This is a genomic window from Serratia sp. MMO-28 (genome assembly GCF_037199905.1).
Classification (GTDB): Bacteria; Pseudomonadota; Gammaproteobacteria; order Enterobacterales; family Enterobacteriaceae; genus Chania; species Chania oryzae.
The window spans coordinates 15,431-32,984 of the sequence record NZ_JBBCVB010000015.1; the positions used below are offsets into that span (position 1 = coordinate 15,431).

At 53.7% G+C, this 17,554-nt stretch carries 10 protein-coding genes; 2 read left to right on the top strand and 8 right to left on the bottom strand.

All coding sequences use genetic code 11. The features are described 5' to 3' along the window. Positions 1-223 precede the first annotated feature (223 nt). The gene (locus tag WG891_RS14440; protein WP_337263408.1) at positions 224-4,912 is read left to right on the top strand and encodes an autotransporter outer membrane beta-barrel domain-containing protein; all 4,689 of its coding nucleotides are present in this window, start codon (positions 224-226) and stop codon (positions 4,910-4,912) included. Positions 4,913-4,965: 53 nt separating this feature from the next. On the opposite strand, the gene WG891_RS14445 is transcribed toward WG891_RS14440, so the two are convergent. The 8 genes from WG891_RS14445 to WG891_RS14480 form a co-directional block, all read right to left on the bottom strand. Further along, complete coding sequence (locus WG891_RS14445) at positions 4,966-7,056, bottom strand: glycosyl hydrolase family 28 protein (protein ID WP_337263407.1); 2,091 nt, start codon at positions 7,054-7,056, stop codon at positions 4,966-4,968. Positions 7,057-7,702: 646 nt separating this feature from the next. Beyond that, positions 7,703-9,619: an exotoxin A binding domain-containing protein gene (locus tag WG891_RS14450; RefSeq protein ID WP_337263406.1), complete on the bottom strand. Its 1,917-nt coding sequence runs from the start codon at positions 9,617-9,619 to the stop codon at positions 7,703-7,705. Positions 9,620-10,165: 546 nt separating this feature from the next. Further along, on the bottom strand, positions 10,166-10,570 hold the full coding sequence (locus WG891_RS14455; RefSeq protein WP_337263405.1) for a hypothetical protein: 405 nt from the start codon (positions 10,568-10,570) through the stop codon (positions 10,166-10,168). After that, positions 10,546-11,841 carry a phosphatase PAP2/dual specificity phosphatase family protein gene (locus WG891_RS14460; RefSeq protein ID WP_337263404.1) on the bottom strand — a complete coding sequence of 432 codons (1,296 nt, stop codon included), beginning with the start codon at positions 11,839-11,841 and terminating at the stop codon, positions 10,546-10,548. Before WG891_RS14460 ends, WG891_RS14455 begins: the two co-directional genes overlap by 25 nt. After that, entirely contained in the window at positions 11,838-13,598 is a 1,761-nt protein-coding gene (locus WG891_RS14465; protein ID WP_337263403.1) for a bifunctional alpha/beta hydrolase/class I SAM-dependent methyltransferase, read from the bottom strand. The genes WG891_RS14460 and WG891_RS14465 overlap by 4 nt, the downstream gene beginning before the upstream one ends. Beyond that, on the bottom strand, positions 13,588-14,232 hold the full coding sequence (locus WG891_RS14470; protein ID WP_156292508.1) for a lysophospholipid acyltransferase family protein: 645 nt from the start codon (positions 14,230-14,232) through the stop codon (positions 13,588-13,590). Before WG891_RS14470 ends, WG891_RS14465 begins: the two co-directional genes overlap by 11 nt. Before the next feature lie 4 nt (positions 14,233-14,236). Then, positions 14,237-15,151: a phosphatidate cytidylyltransferase gene (locus tag WG891_RS14475; RefSeq protein ID WP_197091725.1), complete on the bottom strand. Its 915-nt coding sequence runs from the start codon at positions 15,149-15,151 to the stop codon at positions 14,237-14,239. Next, positions 15,151-15,753 (bottom strand): CDP-alcohol phosphatidyltransferase family protein, encoded by a 603-nt coding sequence (locus tag WG891_RS14480; RefSeq protein WP_076940704.1) that lies wholly within the window; start codon positions 15,751-15,753, stop codon positions 15,151-15,153. The genes WG891_RS14475 and WG891_RS14480 overlap by 1 nt, the downstream gene beginning before the upstream one ends. Positions 15,754-16,838: 1,085 nt before the next feature. On the opposite strand from WG891_RS14480, the gene WG891_RS14485 reads away from it, so the two are divergent. After that, the gene (locus WG891_RS14485) at positions 16,839-17,531 is read left to right on the top strand and encodes a response regulator transcription factor (RefSeq protein WP_337263402.1); all 693 of its coding nucleotides are present in this window, start codon (positions 16,839-16,841) and stop codon (positions 17,529-17,531) included. Positions 17,532-17,554 lie beyond the last annotated feature (23 nt).

The window sequence follows — 17,554 nt, forward strand, 5'->3', positions numbered from 1 at the left end:
GCGGTCTTATCACAACCCCATTCCCACCATAAGACAGCCATTCTTCTAGCGCTAAATTTTTCTTGCGAAATGGCCCTGCCCCACTCCGACCAATGTTTGCCATTGAGCATTGGTTGGAGCATTGCAGAGTCATTTGGCGCGGTGGTTATGCCGCAATACGAATCTGTTCTTGTCTTTTACCCTATAAAACCAAAACGTCAACAGCCCTTAAAGGACAACGCACGTGGATACATCTAAGAATAATCCTGCAAATACTCATCGCAAGCAACCCGCGGAGGATAACCCTCCGCGCTTTCGCTTTTCCCCCATTTACTCCGCCGTTTCCCTGGCGCTTTTAGCGTTGCCCATACATGCGCAGACGGTCACTGCAGTGTCCAATGGTCAGTGGGATGCAACCACCGTATGGAGCGATGGAGCCGCGCCCAATTCGTCTTTTGATTACCTGATCGGTAGTGGCCGCGTGGTTAACAGCCCACCCGCCCCCTTTGGTACTTTCAGCTACGCTTTCGACGGCGGCTCGCTCACCGTGCAGGCTGGAGGAACTTTAGCTCTGGTCGGCAACAACAACAGCACGACAGGTAATGTAAGCTACAGCATTCCCGGGCTCACCATCAACAGCGGTGGCACGCTGGCGTTGTCGATGCTCAATGTCGGGAATACAGATCGCACGCTGACAACAGGGTTGACGCTTGCAGGTCCTGGCAGCGTATCAATCACCCCGACTGGAGGCACCTATAGCAACGGTTTGACCTTAGCCCCCACCGCAGCGCTGAGTGGCAGTGCCAACATCAACGCGACGATGGCCGTTACCGGAACTTTCAATAGAAAATATCTCCGCATCAGCAGTGCCAATAATACTTACACCGGCAATTGGAATATCACGTCGACGGGGGCTGCAGCCACCGGTGATGCCAGGGGCACTCTGTACGCTAATGCCGTAAATGCGTTAGGTACAGGCTCCGTCACGCTCTCTTCATCAATGCTGAACAATCAGGTTGCTAACGGACTGGACTCGATCAGCGGCGTGAATGTGGGCGCTAATTCGCTGGTCCAGGTGAATGCCAACTGGAATGCGCCAACGTCATTTGTGGCACTGACCAGCGCGACCTCCCAAGTCACCGTAAACGGTGCAAATACCTTCATGAACATTGGCAATCTCAGTGGTGTGGCCGGTTCGTCCATCACAGGGACAGGCGCTGGCGAGATTCTCGCCCTCAACAGCACCGCCGATTCGCTCTACGCGGGCACCCTGGGTGGCACTCTGTCACTGCTCAAGTCGGGCACCGCCACCACCACCCTCAGCGGTGCCGGCTCATCCGTCGGCAACACCAACGTCGTGGCAGGCACGCTGAACCTGGCCCAGACCGGTGCCTTTACCAACACGCTCGACTACGCTACCCAGTCTGGCGCTACCACCCAGATCGCCGTTAACTCCACATTGAACGTGAACGGTATCTTCACACAAGCGGCCAACAGCACGCTCAATGTTGCGATCGGTAGCGCACAGCCCATTATCAACGCCAACAGCGCCAGCCTGAATGGCACGCTCAATATCACCGGCCTCAGCGTCCCCAACACGGCCAGCGCTCTGAGCGGTACGCCTTTCAACATCATTCACACCTCAGCCCCGGGCGGTATCACGGGCAACTTTGCCGCCGTGACCTTAGGTGGCAACACGCTGGACTACCTCCAGGTCAGCCAACTCACGGCCAATACGCAGGATTACAACTTAAACTTTGGTCTCACCTGGCAGGCTGGCAGCGCGCTGGGCAATGGCGTCTTTACGCTCGCCGGGGCCGCCGATCGGTTCAACGTCGACGTGGCATTAGCCAATCAGGTGGGCCCATTCACCAGTAACTGGGACGGAACTACCCTCACCAAGAACGGCCTTGGCACACTCGAACTGTCGGCAGCCAACACCTATACCGGCGATACGCTGATCAACGCGGGCACGCTGCGCACCGGTGCCGTTAACACCTTAGCCAGCAGCGGTGCAGTGACGGTTTCCAACGGAGCCACGCTGGATCTCAACGGCTTCAGCCAGACCGTTGACAACCTCTCTGGGGCTGGCAGCGTGGCCACCGGCGGAGCAGCACTAGCGGCCAATAGCACCGCCGATACCACCTTCGACGGCGTTATCAGTGGCACCGGCAGCTTGGTCAAGAGTGGCGCAAGCACCTTAACCCTCACCGGCAACAACACCTACAGCGGCCCAACCACGGTCAACGGCGGCACGCTGCAGATCGGCAATGGCGTTACCACCGGGGGCATCGTCAGTGACATCGCCAACAACGCAGCCCTGGTGTTCAACCACAATAACGACTTCGCCTATAGCGGTTCTCTCTCAGGCACCGGTAACCTGACCAAGCAAGGCAGTGGGATACTGAGCCTCACCGGCGGCAGCGCTTCCAGCCAAGGGAGCGTCACCGTGGCGCAGGGGACGTTGCAACTCCTGCAAAACCAGCCCCTCACCGTCAGCGGCAACTACAACACCGAGGCCGGTGCCACCACCGACATCGGCCAGATCAACTCCACGCTGAACGTGGGTGGTATCTTTACGCAGGCGGCTAACGCCATACTCAGCGTCACCCTGGGTTCCTCGCCTGACATTGTCGCGCAAAGCGCGATGCTCGGCGGGACGCTGGTGATTAGGGGGTTCAGCGACAGTGAGGCACCGGTTAAGGCCAGTGACATTCTCAACGACACTGAATATACGATGTTGCGTACCACAGGCGGCATCGACGGTGGCTTTGACAATAACCCACTGACCCCCAGCGGGTTGGACTACCTGCTGTACAACGGCCATATTTCCAACACTCTGGACTACAACCTGGGCTTCCAACTGGCCTGGCTCGAAGGGGGTGTGGCTGATGGTACCGGCACCTTCACCATGGCGACGAATACCGCGTTTGACATCGATGTTGCCCTCGGTGACCAGACCGGCCCCTTCACCAGTGGCTGGGATGGCAAGAGCCTCATCAAGAAGGGTGACGGCTTGCTGGTGTTGTCAGCAGCCAATACCTACACCGGCAGCACCACGATCGAGAGCGGTACGCTGGCCTTGAGCGGTGATGCCGATATTGCGACAAGTTCATCGACCAGCCTCAGCCAAAGCGGGGCCACGCTGAGCATAGCCGAAGTCAGTGGCGCCGGGGCAGGCGTGCAAAATCTGTCCGGCGTCAGTGGCAGCCAATTGTTGCTGGCTGGCAAGACGATTACCGTTACCAATAGCACTGACACCACGTTTGCGGGTGATTTCGATGCCAGCAACGGCGGTCTGATCAAGAACGGCAATGCCAGTTTGACCTTATCTGGCCAAACCGCCTATACCGGACACACCCAGCTTGATGAAGGTACTCTGGTCCTGGATGGCAGCCAGGGAGGAGCACAGTTGATCAGCAATGTGGTGGGCCAGAGCGGCACGCAACTGAGCTTGCTCAACAGGGCCAGCCTCACAGGCTGGATTGACCCGACCAGTGTTGCTGTTGATACCACCAGCCGCTGGAACATGACCGCTAACTCGCAGGTGGATAATCTGTCTAACGGCGGCACGGTAGCCTTTGTGGCCCCCACGGCCAGCGATGTCAAAACCCTGACGGTAAACGGTAACTATGTGGGCAACAATGGCCTGCTGGTGATGAACACGCAGTTGGGCGATGACAATTCACTGACCGATAAACTGGTGGTCGCAGGCAATACCTCCGGCACCACCCATGTGCAGATCAATAATGCCGGTGGCAGCGGTGCCCAGACCTTAAATGGCATTGAAGTCATTTCTGTAGGCGGGCAGTCGGACGGGCAATTTGTCCAGAGCGGGCGTATTGCCGCCGGGGCGTATGATTATACCCTGGGCCGTGGCACCGAGGCTGGGCAGACCGGGAACTGGTATCTGACCAGTGACACGAATAACCGGAGCAATGACGCTACTGAGGAACCGACGGAACGCCCGGAAGCCGGTGCTTACAGTGCCAACCTGGCGGCGGCCAATAACATGTTCGTCACCCGCCTGCACGATCGCCTGGGGGAAACCCAGTACACTGATGTGCTGACCGGCGAACAGAAGGTTACCAGCCTGTGGCTGCGTAACGAAGGAGGCCATAACCGTTCTCGTGACGAGCGTGGCCAACTGAAGACGCAAGCCAACCGTTATGTGGTGCAACTGGGTGGGGATATCGCCCAATGGAGCCATGATGGGCTGGACCGTTTCCACCTGGGGTTGATGGCCGGTTATGGTAACAGCAAGAGTAATACCGTTTCGCAGGTGTCCGGTCACGATGCCAAAGGCGCGGTGGATGGCTACAGCGTGGGTGCATACGGCACCTGGTATGCCAATGCTGCCGACAAGTCAGGCCTGTATGTGGACGGCTGGATGCAGTATAGCTGGTTCAATAACAGCGTGGATGGGCAGGGTTTGGCGAGCGAAGAGTACAAATCCAAAGGGGTCACCGCGTCAGTTGAGAGCGGTTATACCTTTAAGCTCGGTGAAAATGCCGCGCAGAATGCCAGTTACTTTATCCAGCCAAAAGCGCAGCTGACCTGGATGGGGGTGAAAGCCGATGACCATAAAGAAACCAACGGGACCCGTATCGCGGGGGAAGGAAATAATAACATCCAGACCCGTCTGGGCGTGAAAGCCTTTATCAATGGCTACGCCGATCAGGATAAAGGCAAAGACCGGGTATTCCAGCCGTTTATCGAAGCCAACTGGGTACATAATACTCAGGACTTCGGTACGACGATGGATGGCATCAGCGTGAAACAGGAGGGTGCAGCGAACATTGCCGAACTGAAAATGGGGGTTGAAGGCCAACTCAGCAAGCAACTGAGTCTGTGGGGTAACGTTGGCCAGCAGGTGGGCAACAAAGGCTACAGTGATACGGCTGTGATGCTGGCGGTTAAATACAACTTCTAAACCTGAGCAAGACCTATTCCCTGCCTATATGAATAGGCAGGGAATATAGCTCACTATTCGGTCGCCGCTTCCAATGTCATAACACCAGCCCCTGAAACGCTAACCACATCATCGTTAACGCTATCCTTCAGGGTGATATCCTGTACCTGCATAAATTTCCATGCCGCTGGCACGTTTTCGAATATCACCTGATTGAACTGGCTGTCTCTCAGGAATGAAATATCCGTGGCTTTGGTATTCTTAAACTTCACGTTGTCGAAATGCAGCCCACGGTGGAATGCATCACGCTCAAAGGCAAAGCCGTAGGCGCTCTCCATCTCGGCCACCGTCATGCCATCGACCAGGATACTGTTCTTCTTGCTGGTGCCGTCAATCGTCACGTTCTTCACCGTCACATCGCGGAACTGCGCAGGCTCGCTGGCAGGCACCGTATCATTGACATCAGAAGCGTATTTAATGGTGAAAACAAACGGTTGTTCGTTAATCGCCACCATTGCGTTATCGCGGAACAGCACATCACGCGCGCCGCCGCCATAGTATGGGCGGCTCTTCATGCGCAGGCCGACAAAGGTGAGGTACATCACGTTATCTTCTGCGCGGATCTTCTCGATCCAGGCTCCAGTATGGCTCCCTGCCACCACCGCGCCGTGGCCGTTGCGGAAGTAGTTATTGAAGATCCAGGCACCGCTTTGCGCTTTCTGGCCAAACTCCTGAACGCCCGCGCCAAAGCCGGCAGCAAAGTTGACGCAGTCATCGCCGGTATCAAAGAAGTTATTAAATACCATCACGTTCTGGCTGTTACCAAACTCGATGCCGTCGGCGTTGTTGGCATCAAACGTGGTGTGCGACAGGGCATTCATCACCACGTTTTCTGATTCCAACACCATCACACCGTGGAACGCCGGGTTGAGGATAGTCAAGCCATCAACGTACAGATTACGCACCCCACGCAGGGTCATCAGGCTGGAACGACGGTTCTTGTACGCTTCCGTCAGCGACATGCCTTCACCCACAGCAACGGCAACCTGAGCCTTTGCTAGAATACCGTCATTGTTAACCTTGTCTTCTTTACTGGCGCGGTACTGCGGTAATGTATTGCCCGCTTCATCGGTGATCTCATCCACACCACCCGCGCTGATGCCGCGCGTCCAGCCATTGCCATCAATGGTGCCTTTACCCACGATACGGATATTTTCAAAAGTCCCCGCATGAGTGCTGCCCTGATCGTTCGCTTCCAGTACGTTCAGCAATGAAGGCGGGCGCTTGGGCATCGGTGCCGGAACGGTATAAGGATACAGGGTATACCCCTTGTCCAGCGGGTAGTCAGCCGCATCGGCGGAACCCAGCAGCACGGCATTCTCCGCCACCTCAAAGGTCATATTGCTATGCAGGAACAACGCACCAGATTTATACGTTCCTTCGCTGAGCTGCACTTTGCAGCCCTGAGAATAGCGTTCCAGCGTACAGCTATCGATAGCACTCTGGATCGCGGCAGTATCCAGCGTCACGCCATCGCCTTTAGCACCAAAGGTTTTCACATCAATCAGATAGGGTTTGGCTGTGGTTTTCTGTTTCACGGTTTCGCTGTCTACCGACTCTTTACCGTCAGCATAAACGGCACGGACGGTGAAGCTGTACTCCGTGGCTGGCGCTAGCCCGGTCACCGTAAAGTTATGCAGGCCAATTTTCGTGTGCCAATTATCGCTGTCGATGTTCTGATAAAAATTATCGATGTAAGGCTTTGCCGGCGAGTGCAGATCGTGATTGGCATTAGCGTTGCCAATCAGTTGACCGTTCATGTAAACGTTATAATCTTTGATCTCGCTGTACTGCTCAGGCTCTTCCCAGACCAACACCACGCTGCTTTCATCATAGGCCAGTGTCGGAACCTGAACCTTTTGTGGTGCGGCGGAACGATCCACCAGGGTATTTTCGCCCGCATTACCGCCCGAGTTATTATCCCCTCCGGAGGTATTATTGCCACCCGAGGTGTTATCACCGCCCGACGCATTGTTGCTGCCCGAAGTGTTATCGCTGCCCAAGCTGTTATTACTGTTCGATGCGTTATCGCATCCCACCATCAGGCCGCTCAGCACCACAATGGCACCCAGCGTCAGACGAATTTTGGGTAAAGAATAAAACATGCAACCTCCTGTATGATTAATGCAATGCACCCAGTTCCTTTTCAGCGAGCTTTCAAACCACGAACCCGTAACACCCCTGGCAATTCACGTTATTTGGGCTCTGGCCGTAATCCAGGCTGATTCAGGAAAAGGTTAAAAATCGAATTAACGGCACAGCAACATCAGGGCATTTTTAAATACAATAAAACACCCTACGAAATATTATCGCATCATGAAAATAAAGCGGCTTACATGCTCAACCTCAAGTTACAGAGGATGAGCTCATCAGAGAAACCTCATTGACACCCCATTTCCTTATGCACCCACCCTTAGAAAATCAAAAGAAAAAACAATATACCAAAAATAATAAAACATCATTTCATTAAATCATATTGGTATGTTTTTTTCGCGACAGAGTTCAAGTTTTTCTCTCTATCTCACTAAATAAAGAGGCTTTTAGCAAAAGTATAATTTAGCTCACAGAATAAACGGCTTGCTTCAGCCTGGCGCACTATTGTCAGTGAAGGTTCTGGATGGCAGGCGCGAAGTAGCTAAGCATTCCTCAGCGTTTAAACAGAAGGCCGGGTGCGCTGAAAGGTGCGCATCCGGCTCAGAGAAAGGGAAGACAGGGAATATGGCACTCATATCTTTAGCACCACATTCGGTATCACAACTCCTGTTTGGATTCGGTTACATAGTTTGGTAACTCACTGATATTAGCTTCATAATCAGGCATGCTAGGATCCCCGCCCATGCCATCATTTCCCAAGATCATCGAAGGAATAGCTATCGCATGCAGTGCAAGGCGCCACCCCAAGATGGTTTCATCAGGTTCACCTTCAGTTTGCGGCCCCGTAATCGAGTCATAATCCAATGGCAACGGGCGGCCTATTAAATTGCCAATTCGACTGACGGCTTGCGGATCATCCAATGGTAGGGCTATACGGAATAGTCTGGAGAGTGAGGCTCTAGGGACATATACGCGCAACATGGTGCCTCGGCCTCTGCCGTTCGCAGTGAGAGCATAGCCATGCGCAACGCTAGGATCGCCGGAAACATAAAATCCAGGCCAAAAAGGAAGCAGGCTTTCTTGCTCGCGATGCTGAATACCACCGCGTACGATACCATTGGCGGCTTCAGGCGATGTGCCATGGAAACCCGCAAAAACAAAGCCCTGATCCAGTAGCCGTTGATGAGTGGCTAGCAGACGGTTCTCATTCCAGTGAAGAGTGCCGTTTGGAGTGAACTCAACAGGCTCACCCTCGGCCAAGAACATTTCACCTGGTGGATACTCTTGGTTAACAAGCACGCCGCTGGTACTAGGCGCATCACAGGGTTCCCTATCCGCAGGGCACGTGAGCGATAATACATCGGCAGTCTGAGCATCCTCGGCACTACTGCCTGGGTTATTAGCACGATAATTATTTAAACGCGCCTCCGCATCTGCCAGCCCCTCTAAAACTAATCCTGGAGATTCACGCACCTCACTTCTCAGAAGTTCTACCGCCTCTGGCTCCTGGGACTCGACTACGCGACCATTTAACAGATCATCCACAACCGACCTGAAGTTAGCAAAAGACAGCCTGGTCGCTATATATAGACTGACTATGTTTTCAACCCGAAAGCCACATGCCGAAAGCTCTTCCCAGCCTCTGGGTTGACGGCTGCGAGCAAGAGACTCCAGAGAGATCCCGCATACTCTATGTGCAGCAAGGGCTCCCAGCGCATTATCCTTACTGAAATGTATACGATGCTCGATAGGAGTACTGTTCATCGTTCCCATGGTTGTCGTCTGAGGAGTACCTGCGACAAGTTTATACAGTGCACCTTCCCAAGTATTGCTGAGTTCACATCTATTCTGGGTAACGTAATTATAAATGGCATTAAATGGTTGAGCCCAGCATAGCAATAACCCCGTATGCCATTCGCTCCAACGTTTCTGTCGATGATGCTGCATAGGAGCATCGCCATATCTCACACTAGGCCAAGATATAACAATATCCTGAGACGGATTAGCAACACTGAACGCCATTTTCCCGGTCCGTGGCCAGTTTGCTAAGCTCTCATTATCGAGTTCAATACTGTATATAATCGGAGGCTCAATAATCCTTCTCAGATCGTCAATTTGGTTAATAAATAATTTAATACTCGTCGGCGACTCTTCGCCGACAGGAACTGTCCAATTTAAAGTGAACCACTCACTACGCCGTTTGTGGGTGAACTTTTTTACTCCACTGGCGGTGACCAGCTCAATATCTATTGTACCCAGAGGGGTCTTTTCGCTGTAAGCTGCATTTGCCTTTATCTTGGCAAAGTTCCCCACCTCTATGGTTGCTATATCGTTCACACTGCTGGTATTAAAACGATCCTGAATAAACATTGAATAATAGAGTAGCCCTTCATCTTGTGGTGACGGAGATATCCGCAAGGGTAATGACGTATTCACTTTCACACCGGGCTTGGGTGAAATTATACAAGAGGGGCTACAGTCATTAAAAATTTCAAAATTTTCTCCTATCGCAGCTCCCGATGATAACACTGGCAGCAATCCGGCTATGAGAAATAAAGCTTTTAAAAAGCGCATATTAGACTCCTTTATTAAACCTGTAGAGGATAAACTCTCTGTGCAACAACATCAGGCTATCGAAAATCATCAGGCCAGAACCGTTTCAAGGATATATTTCAATTTTATAATCTGTCAAACATCAAAATTTCAGATCTAAAATCTATAAAGAAACAAAAAAACCAACACATAAGTCGATTTAAGTAAAATAAAAGCCCATATAGATCGTTTTTTATTTATTTTTAGCGATATATGTCAAATTGTTTCGAAAAACAAGATGGCAATTCTTGATGACATTATCAATAAAAAATTAAATTTGATTAAGAATATCGATGTGTGCAGCGAAAAATCAAAAGATGAAATAAATTCTGTTGACAATAAGGTGAAAAAATAAATGTTACGTGATGGCAAAGCACAATATCGCTGAACACTGCTGCTCTAGCTTTCTTTGAGTAAATCGCCATATTGCTACCGGGCCTGGGGAAAAAGCCAGCGCCAGAGCAATTAACATATTAATATATATGGAAATTTATTTAAAATATTTATCCAGTTAAGCGGTGTGCCCTGCTACAGCATTAAGGCCAACGGCCAAAGCATCCACAGCAAGGCGGTTATCAGGATCGTACGCTTGAGTTGACGTACTGCGCCCTGTTGCCGTTCGGTAAATGATAAGCGCGCCAGCTTTTCCCGCTGCCAGATCAACGCCAATGCGTCTCCCGCCCGCTGATTGTCTGCCTCGCTGAAGCGCGCAAAATAACCCGCATCCAGCCACAGCCGCCAGCAACCGTAAGCAATCGTGCCGCTCAGCAGCGCAATCACCGCTCGCGGCGCGCCTGGCGATGCGGCAAAAATCACCCACAGCAGCGGTGGCGCGGTCATCAGCAGTAAAAAATGCCAGCTGGCCAAGCTTCGCTCAAGCAACGCCGCCTGCAAGGTACTCTGTTTGTTTATACCATCCTGTTGGTTCGCCATTGTTCCAGCCGCTCCAGATGTTGAGAGGTGAAAACGACCTGCGGCCGTTTCTCGCGAATAGATGCCACCGCCTGAGCCACCGTCAGCGCTGGCTGTTGCTCTAACAACCAGGCTGCGGCAACCATCGCGCTGCGCGACAGCCCCAGCGCACAATGAACCAGCACCGTCCCCTGCGATTGCCGCAGTTGCTCCAGCGCCGTTACCGCCTGCCGCAGTTGCGTGTCATCTGGGCACACCAGATCCAGCATCGGCACGCAGTGGTAAGCCACGCCCGCTAAGTGGCGCGCCCTGGGAAACTCGCTGGTCACATCCAGCACCGCCTGCTGTGCGGGCAGGCTACCGGGATAAAAACCAAGGAAAACGCCCTCGGTCAGTGGGCTGATCGCGGGTAAACGGCGCGTGTAGCGTAACCGGGAAATCAACATTCCCAGCCGCCAGGGCAGCAGCAGCCAATAGGCGGCGGGCGACAGTTTCCCTTGCCGATCTTTCTGCAGCGCAGCAACGCCCAGCCCGGCATAAGCTAAGGTAACAATCAACAACGCCAGCGCGGGCCACCATAGCCAGTGGAAAAACCAGCCGACTACCGAGCAGATCAGCGCACCAGATAGATAGCGCCCGGCCAGCCTTCTACGGGCAGCGTCCGGGCGCTGCCAGCGCCAGCCCCCCTGCTCCGGCACCAACCAGTCAATCAGCATTCCGGCCACCAGCCCGGCGATCATATCAACGAAATGGTGCTGCCAAGTGGTCAGCACCGAAACGGCGATCAGCAGAAACCACGCGGCACATAATCGCCGCCAGTGGCCGGTCAAGTGGCGGCTGAAATGCCGCCACAGCAGCCAGCAAAGCATAATATGCAGCGAAGGTGCCTGATTATAGGGTAAATCAAACTGCTCCAGTTGCCCGAACAGCCAGCCGGAAAAGCCGGAAACGGCTGGCCGGACAAAGCTGAAGCGCAACGGAAACAGCAAAAAACCGACGCAGGCCACCACGGAAGCCAACGCCAGCCAGCACACCAGGCGGCGCTGTTCGCTGAGCGAGAGACAGACGAACAGCGACAGGCCATACAGCAAATCCAGGCTCCAGTAGGGAATAATGGTCAGCGGCATAAAAGGAATATGTCGCTCCCAGGCAAACACCACGCTGCCTACGCCCTCTCTGCCCGCAGTGAACTGGTTCACCTGGCCATAGGTGAGGAAGAAAAACGGGGCCAGCAGAAGCAGCCAGCCAACGCCTTGTATCAGCAGCTTACGGCGCGTTACTGAAATGCTCATGAAGGGCGACGTACCGCCAGCGAAACGGTAAAAATCCCCCACTCATCAATAAGCTGGGTGCATTTATCGAAACCGGCTTCCCGCACCAGCGCATCCATTTCGCCCTGGGTGCGCACGCGCATCACCCAGGCTTTGCCGTCTTTATGGCTGGTGAGCGACCAGGCGATGGTTTTCAACTGTGGATGCCAGGGTTGCCCGGTATAGATCAGGATCCCGCCCGGTTCGATGGCATCGGCCAGCCCGGCCAACGAGTTACGCACCACTGCATTTTCTGGGAACAGTTCATACAGGCCGGAAACGATGCCCAGCGTCGGGCGCGGTGCGAGTGCCGCCAGTTCAGCGCGGTTAAAGGCATCGCCACGCTCAAAGCGCGCTTGCTCCGCCATGCCGCGCTCAGCGATCATTGCCTGCCCTTTGGCCACGTTCAGTTCGCTGTAATCACGCAGTAAAATCTCGCTGACCGCCGTTTCACCCGCTAGCGCGTCCAGCACATAGCGGCCATGCCCGGCGGCAACGTCCACCACCCGCACCGGCCTGCCCTGCGCCGCCAGTTGCGCCACCGCCTGCTGGATCAACTGCTGCAGGTGAACTTTGCGCTGGCGAATACCCTGCCATCCCACGCTATTGAGGTAGTTTTTATCAATCTGCCGCCCCAGCCAATTGCTGCCGTGCGGCTGGTTGCGATAAACGTAATCCAGCGTGCTGCCAGAATCAAAACCGGTCTCAACCCCCAGCTTCACACCGGTTGACTGGGTGCCGAGTATTTTCATGCCGTAACGCAGGGCGCGATAGGCCACATCATCAAGGGAATAAGGGGCCGGGCCGCCGCTCAGCATGCGCCAGTGGTCTGCACCGGGGCTCCAGCGATCTTCATTTTGGTAATCGAAGCGCTGCGGTGGCATCGCGTACAGCGTGTCGATAAACGCACGCATTTTGTCAAACGCGAGCTGACGATCGCGCTCGCCAAGGGTGTCGTGATAAAAGCCGGGCAGCACATGCAGCTCTTTTAACGGGCTGCGCAGGCGCTGATAGAAATCCAACTGCGGTTTGCGATGAACCACGTAGTCTTCACCAGAAACCAGCAACTGCGTCGGCAGCGTGATCGCCGCCGCGTCGCTGACGATCCGTTTCGCAGTGCGGTAAAGATCGAGCAGAATATTGACGGCTATCGGCCGGGTAATCAGCGGATCATGATTAAAACTCGCTACCCGCTCAGGATCGTGCGTCAGGTATTTGCCCTTGACGTAAGAGTTGACGAAAAACAGCCCGCGCAAACGGTGCAGCAGCGCCAAGCCAGAGCGAGCAAACGGCACATACAGTTTGACCTTAAAGGCGGGCGACGCCAGCACCAGGCCGCGGATCGCCGGCGCATAGTCATGCGCCCAGGTGGCCGCCAGCACCGCGCCCACGCTCTGCGCGACTACGATCACCTCTTCCAATGCCGCCTGACTGTCGGCGGCGGCAAAGCGGACAAACTCATCCACATCCTGCACTGAACGCGCCAGCGAGGGGCTATGGCCACGCTGGCCCGGTGAGCGCCCGTGGCCGCGCGCATCCCAGGCGTAAAACGCGGTATCCGGCATCGCCAGCTCATCAACGATATGTTGCAAGCGCCCGGAGTGCTCATGGCCACGATGGAATAAGACAATAACCTTACGGCTTGCGCCGCTCTCGAGCGCTGGCCAGTGGCGGTAAAACAGTTCCGTGTTGTCGCTGGTCAGAAAGCTTTTTTCGTCTGGCGTGCGGCTATTGGCCATGGGATTCATTTCCTTTTGTCTCTGGGCGGAGCTCGAGTAAACGCTGCAACAGCGCGTCCTTAAACTGATTTTTATCGGGGTGGAAATACAGCGCTTCCCCGACGTTGGCATCAATAAACAGCGGCAGTGGGATACGGTTACCCTTCGCCATCACCTGCTCGGTGCCTTTCAGCCAAACGGGGATAATCGGCACCTCCGGCAGGTTCTGGCTGAGATACCACAGCCCCGACTTCAGCGGTGCCAGTTTCCCCGGCTCGCCGCGCGTACCTTCCGGGAACAGGATCAGGATCTTGTTATCACGCAGCGCCTGTTCGCACAGCGCCAGCGGATTAGCCTCGCCCCCCTGACGCGCAACCGGAATAATGTTGAGAATATTGAGCGAAAACCACGCCATCCATTTATTGCGCAGAAAATAGTCGGCAGCCGCAACCGGATGCACCCTGTGCTGCTGGCCAACCGAGAACAGCGACAGCAGCACGAATACATCCATATGGCTGTTATGATTCGCCACCACGATCGCCGGGCCCTGTTGCGGCAGCCGTTCCCGGTGCTTTACCCGCAGCCCAAGCCACAGCCAGATCACCGGCCAGACGATACACAGCGAAAACAGCGTTCTGAGGAATTTTTTCATCATGGCGTCAGTAATAGAAGTAGCGGATAAAGTGGAAGAAAACCGGGGCGGTGAAGATCAACGAGTCCAGGCGATCGAGAATCCCGCCATGGCCCGGCAGCAGCGTGCCGCTGTCTTTTATGCCGATATCGCGCTTGATCGCCGACATCACAATATCGCCGCAGAACCCAGTCACGCCAATGATCAGCCCGGCCAACAGCGCCATATACCCGCTTAACGGCGTGAGCAGCGGGCCAAACAGCAGCGCCGCCAGCGCGGTGCTGCCGATGCCGCCCAGCAGGCCCGCCAGGGTTTTATTCGGGCTGACCTTCGGCGTCACCTTAACCCGCCCCAGCGATTTGCCCCACAGATACTGGGCAATATCGTTAAACTCGGTCAGGCCAACCAGAAACAGCACCAGCAGCGCCCCGGTTTGCAGGCCGTCGGCGGGCAGCACCAGCAGGCACGCCACGTGGCTGAAGGCAAAAACGGTGGTCATCAGGCTCCAGTGCAGTTGCGCCGCCGTGCTCAGAAAGCCCTGCGTATCGCCGGCAATCACCATGCGCGCGGGTAAGAACAAAAAGACGTACACCGGAATAAACACGATAAACATGCCGTACCAGCCAATACCGATCAGCCAGTAGTTAATGGGGATGGCGATAAACATCCACAGCATCGGCATCCGATCGGAATGCCGGGAGGGAACCAGCGTCAGGAACTCCTTCAGCGCTATAAAACTGACCAGCGCGAAAAAGGTCAGCGCCAACCAGTGCGGGCTGATCAGCGCCAGCGAAAACAGCACGATGATCACCCACCAGGTGCGGATACGCAGCGTCAGTTCATGCCAGTCTTTCTGCGGGCGCAGCCAGACCAGCAGGCCGTTTACCACCGTAGCAAACAGCAACAGAGCGAAAATAACGGCCAACGATTTTTCCAACAGCATTATTGGCGCTCCTCAACCAAGGCACTGCGGCAGCGGTTCACTACCGTCCAGATCAGCAATAGCGTTGCTATTCCCCACAGCAGGTTGTTCCACTGCACCGCCTGCGGCCAGATGGCCAGCACTAACCCCCAGGTGCCAAACAGCAGCGCCCGGTCGCTTTTGCCCAGCGGCCCGGCGTAATTGCGCACACCGTTGATGGTTTGTGCCAGAATGCCGCAAAACTCGGTCAGCACCGCGCAAAACAGCATGGCCAGCACCAGCGGTGCGTAACTGCCCGGCAGAAAGATAAAGGGGAGATACAGAGCAACGTCGGAGAGCACATCACCGATTTCGTTGAGCACGGCACCGAGGCGGCTTTGCTGGTTGCACTCACGGGCCAGCATGCCATCCAGCGCATTCAGCGCCATGCGAATGAACAGGACGATCGGCAGCAGATAAAACAGGCCCGGCAGCGGGAACAGCACCAGCAAGCCCCCCGTCAGAAACGACAGCAGCATGGCCGCCAGGGTAATATGGTTGGCCGTCACATGGCGTTTGTTCAGCCAATGCATCAATGGCCGTAACAGCGCCTGAAAGGCGGGCTTGATCTTATAGAGTGTCATCATCATTCCCTGATTTATTTTACGCAATTGCCTTATATTGCCTCAGAAAACAATAACCCTGCTACTGTTTTGCTCAGATACAGTGGCCTTGGGTGCGAGTTATCTGAAGCGTTGGTACGCTAGCCTGCTCTTTGGAAAACCGACGGGTTAAGCAGATGCCGTTTATCACGGTTCAAAAATACCTTATCGGTGCCTGACAGACGGCCAGAATGGTTAACTTGATCAGATAAGGAAGGGGACATTTATCACTATACCCAAAATAATTCGAGTTGCTTGTAGGCGGCAACTGAGTGAAGCCCTGAGAGCATAGATAAACTATGTGACCAGGGTGAACGAAGGCAGCCAACACCCAAGCAACTTGAAGTATGACGGGTATAAACCTCTTGTTTTACCCCATAGCATGCCAGCTTGCTTAATTGATTACGTAATGACATAACTCTACGATTCAATGGCGAATGAAGACAACAAATACTCTGCCAGGTTTACAGCGACACGGCCTGATTATTTTCAATGCCTTTATTGAAAATAAATTTTATATTTATTTATATAAAAACAATATTTATTTTAACCATCTGTATTAAATTGATTTTTTATTTTCTCACCATTTATTTCAATAAAGCATATTGAAATGCCTGTTCGGATGTAATACTTTCAATGCACAACGTAGCTGCCAGCCTACTTTTATATCATTCTGTTCATTGAAGTTGAAAAGAGGTCTCTAATGCCGGTCTGTTTTAGGACATTAAAAATTCAAAAACACGCTAAAATGTGTGGGCCAAGTTACCCTGCGGCATCAGATAATGATGTGCACCAGAATGGTTACTAGTGGCTGATTATTGGTGCACGCTTTTCCTTGGCAAGGAGAAATTTTTTATTGCCGGCTCTTTTCTTAAGCGTTTAATTACCATAACAGTGGGCATCATTAATAATAAAAAATAGAGCCGTTATTATCGCTTCCGCTTTGTTATCAACAGACCAGGCGTAATGCTTTTTAGGTTGTTGGCGGTGCTTTGTACTCTGTAAATAAACAATAGACAGAACCCTTTGGCAACCGGTGATGTCATCCCTTGACGAGCGAGCAAGAAATGAAAAATGTTGTTCTTCTGTGTGAGTGTAATTTTACCCGCGCAGGGCTAGAAACACTGCTGAAGCCGGATACCCAAGTTTTCAGCACCGCAGACATTGAGCAGTGCCAACGGCATCTGTCGCGTTCACTGGACGCCAAAGTTGACCTGGTGGTTATATCCACAGACAGCTACAAGGTCGATAGCCTGATACGCTTGGCCACATTGATAGGGCACGCTCACCCTTCCTGCCCGGTGCTGATCAATCCCGGGTCAACCAGCCTCCCGCTGCTGCGTTTATACCTCAACGGCTTGAACAATTATGTCGGGCTGATTGATTTCACCCAACCCGTACTGACGCTGCAGCGGGTCATTGGGCAGGTGATGCAGGGTAAAACGATGTTATCAGCCAGAGAGTGTTTCTGCGGGGAATTATTGAGCGGGCGTGAACGCACCGTCCTGCAGAAGTTAATAAAAGAACTCAAGGTACATGAGATTGCCAAGAGCCTGTCGCTGAATGTGAAGACCGTCAGCCACTACAAGCGTGCTGGGTTGCGCAAATTAGGTGCCCGTCATATTCAGGAACTGCTGATGCCTGCAATTCGCTTGGGTGTTGGCTGTGTTACTCGGCCCATATTGGGCCTCGCCCCTTCGGGGCCGCTGCAAGCAACTCGAATTATTTTGGGTATAGACGCAAAAGCATGCGTGCGTTAATCCTTGGAACAGCCCATGGCCCA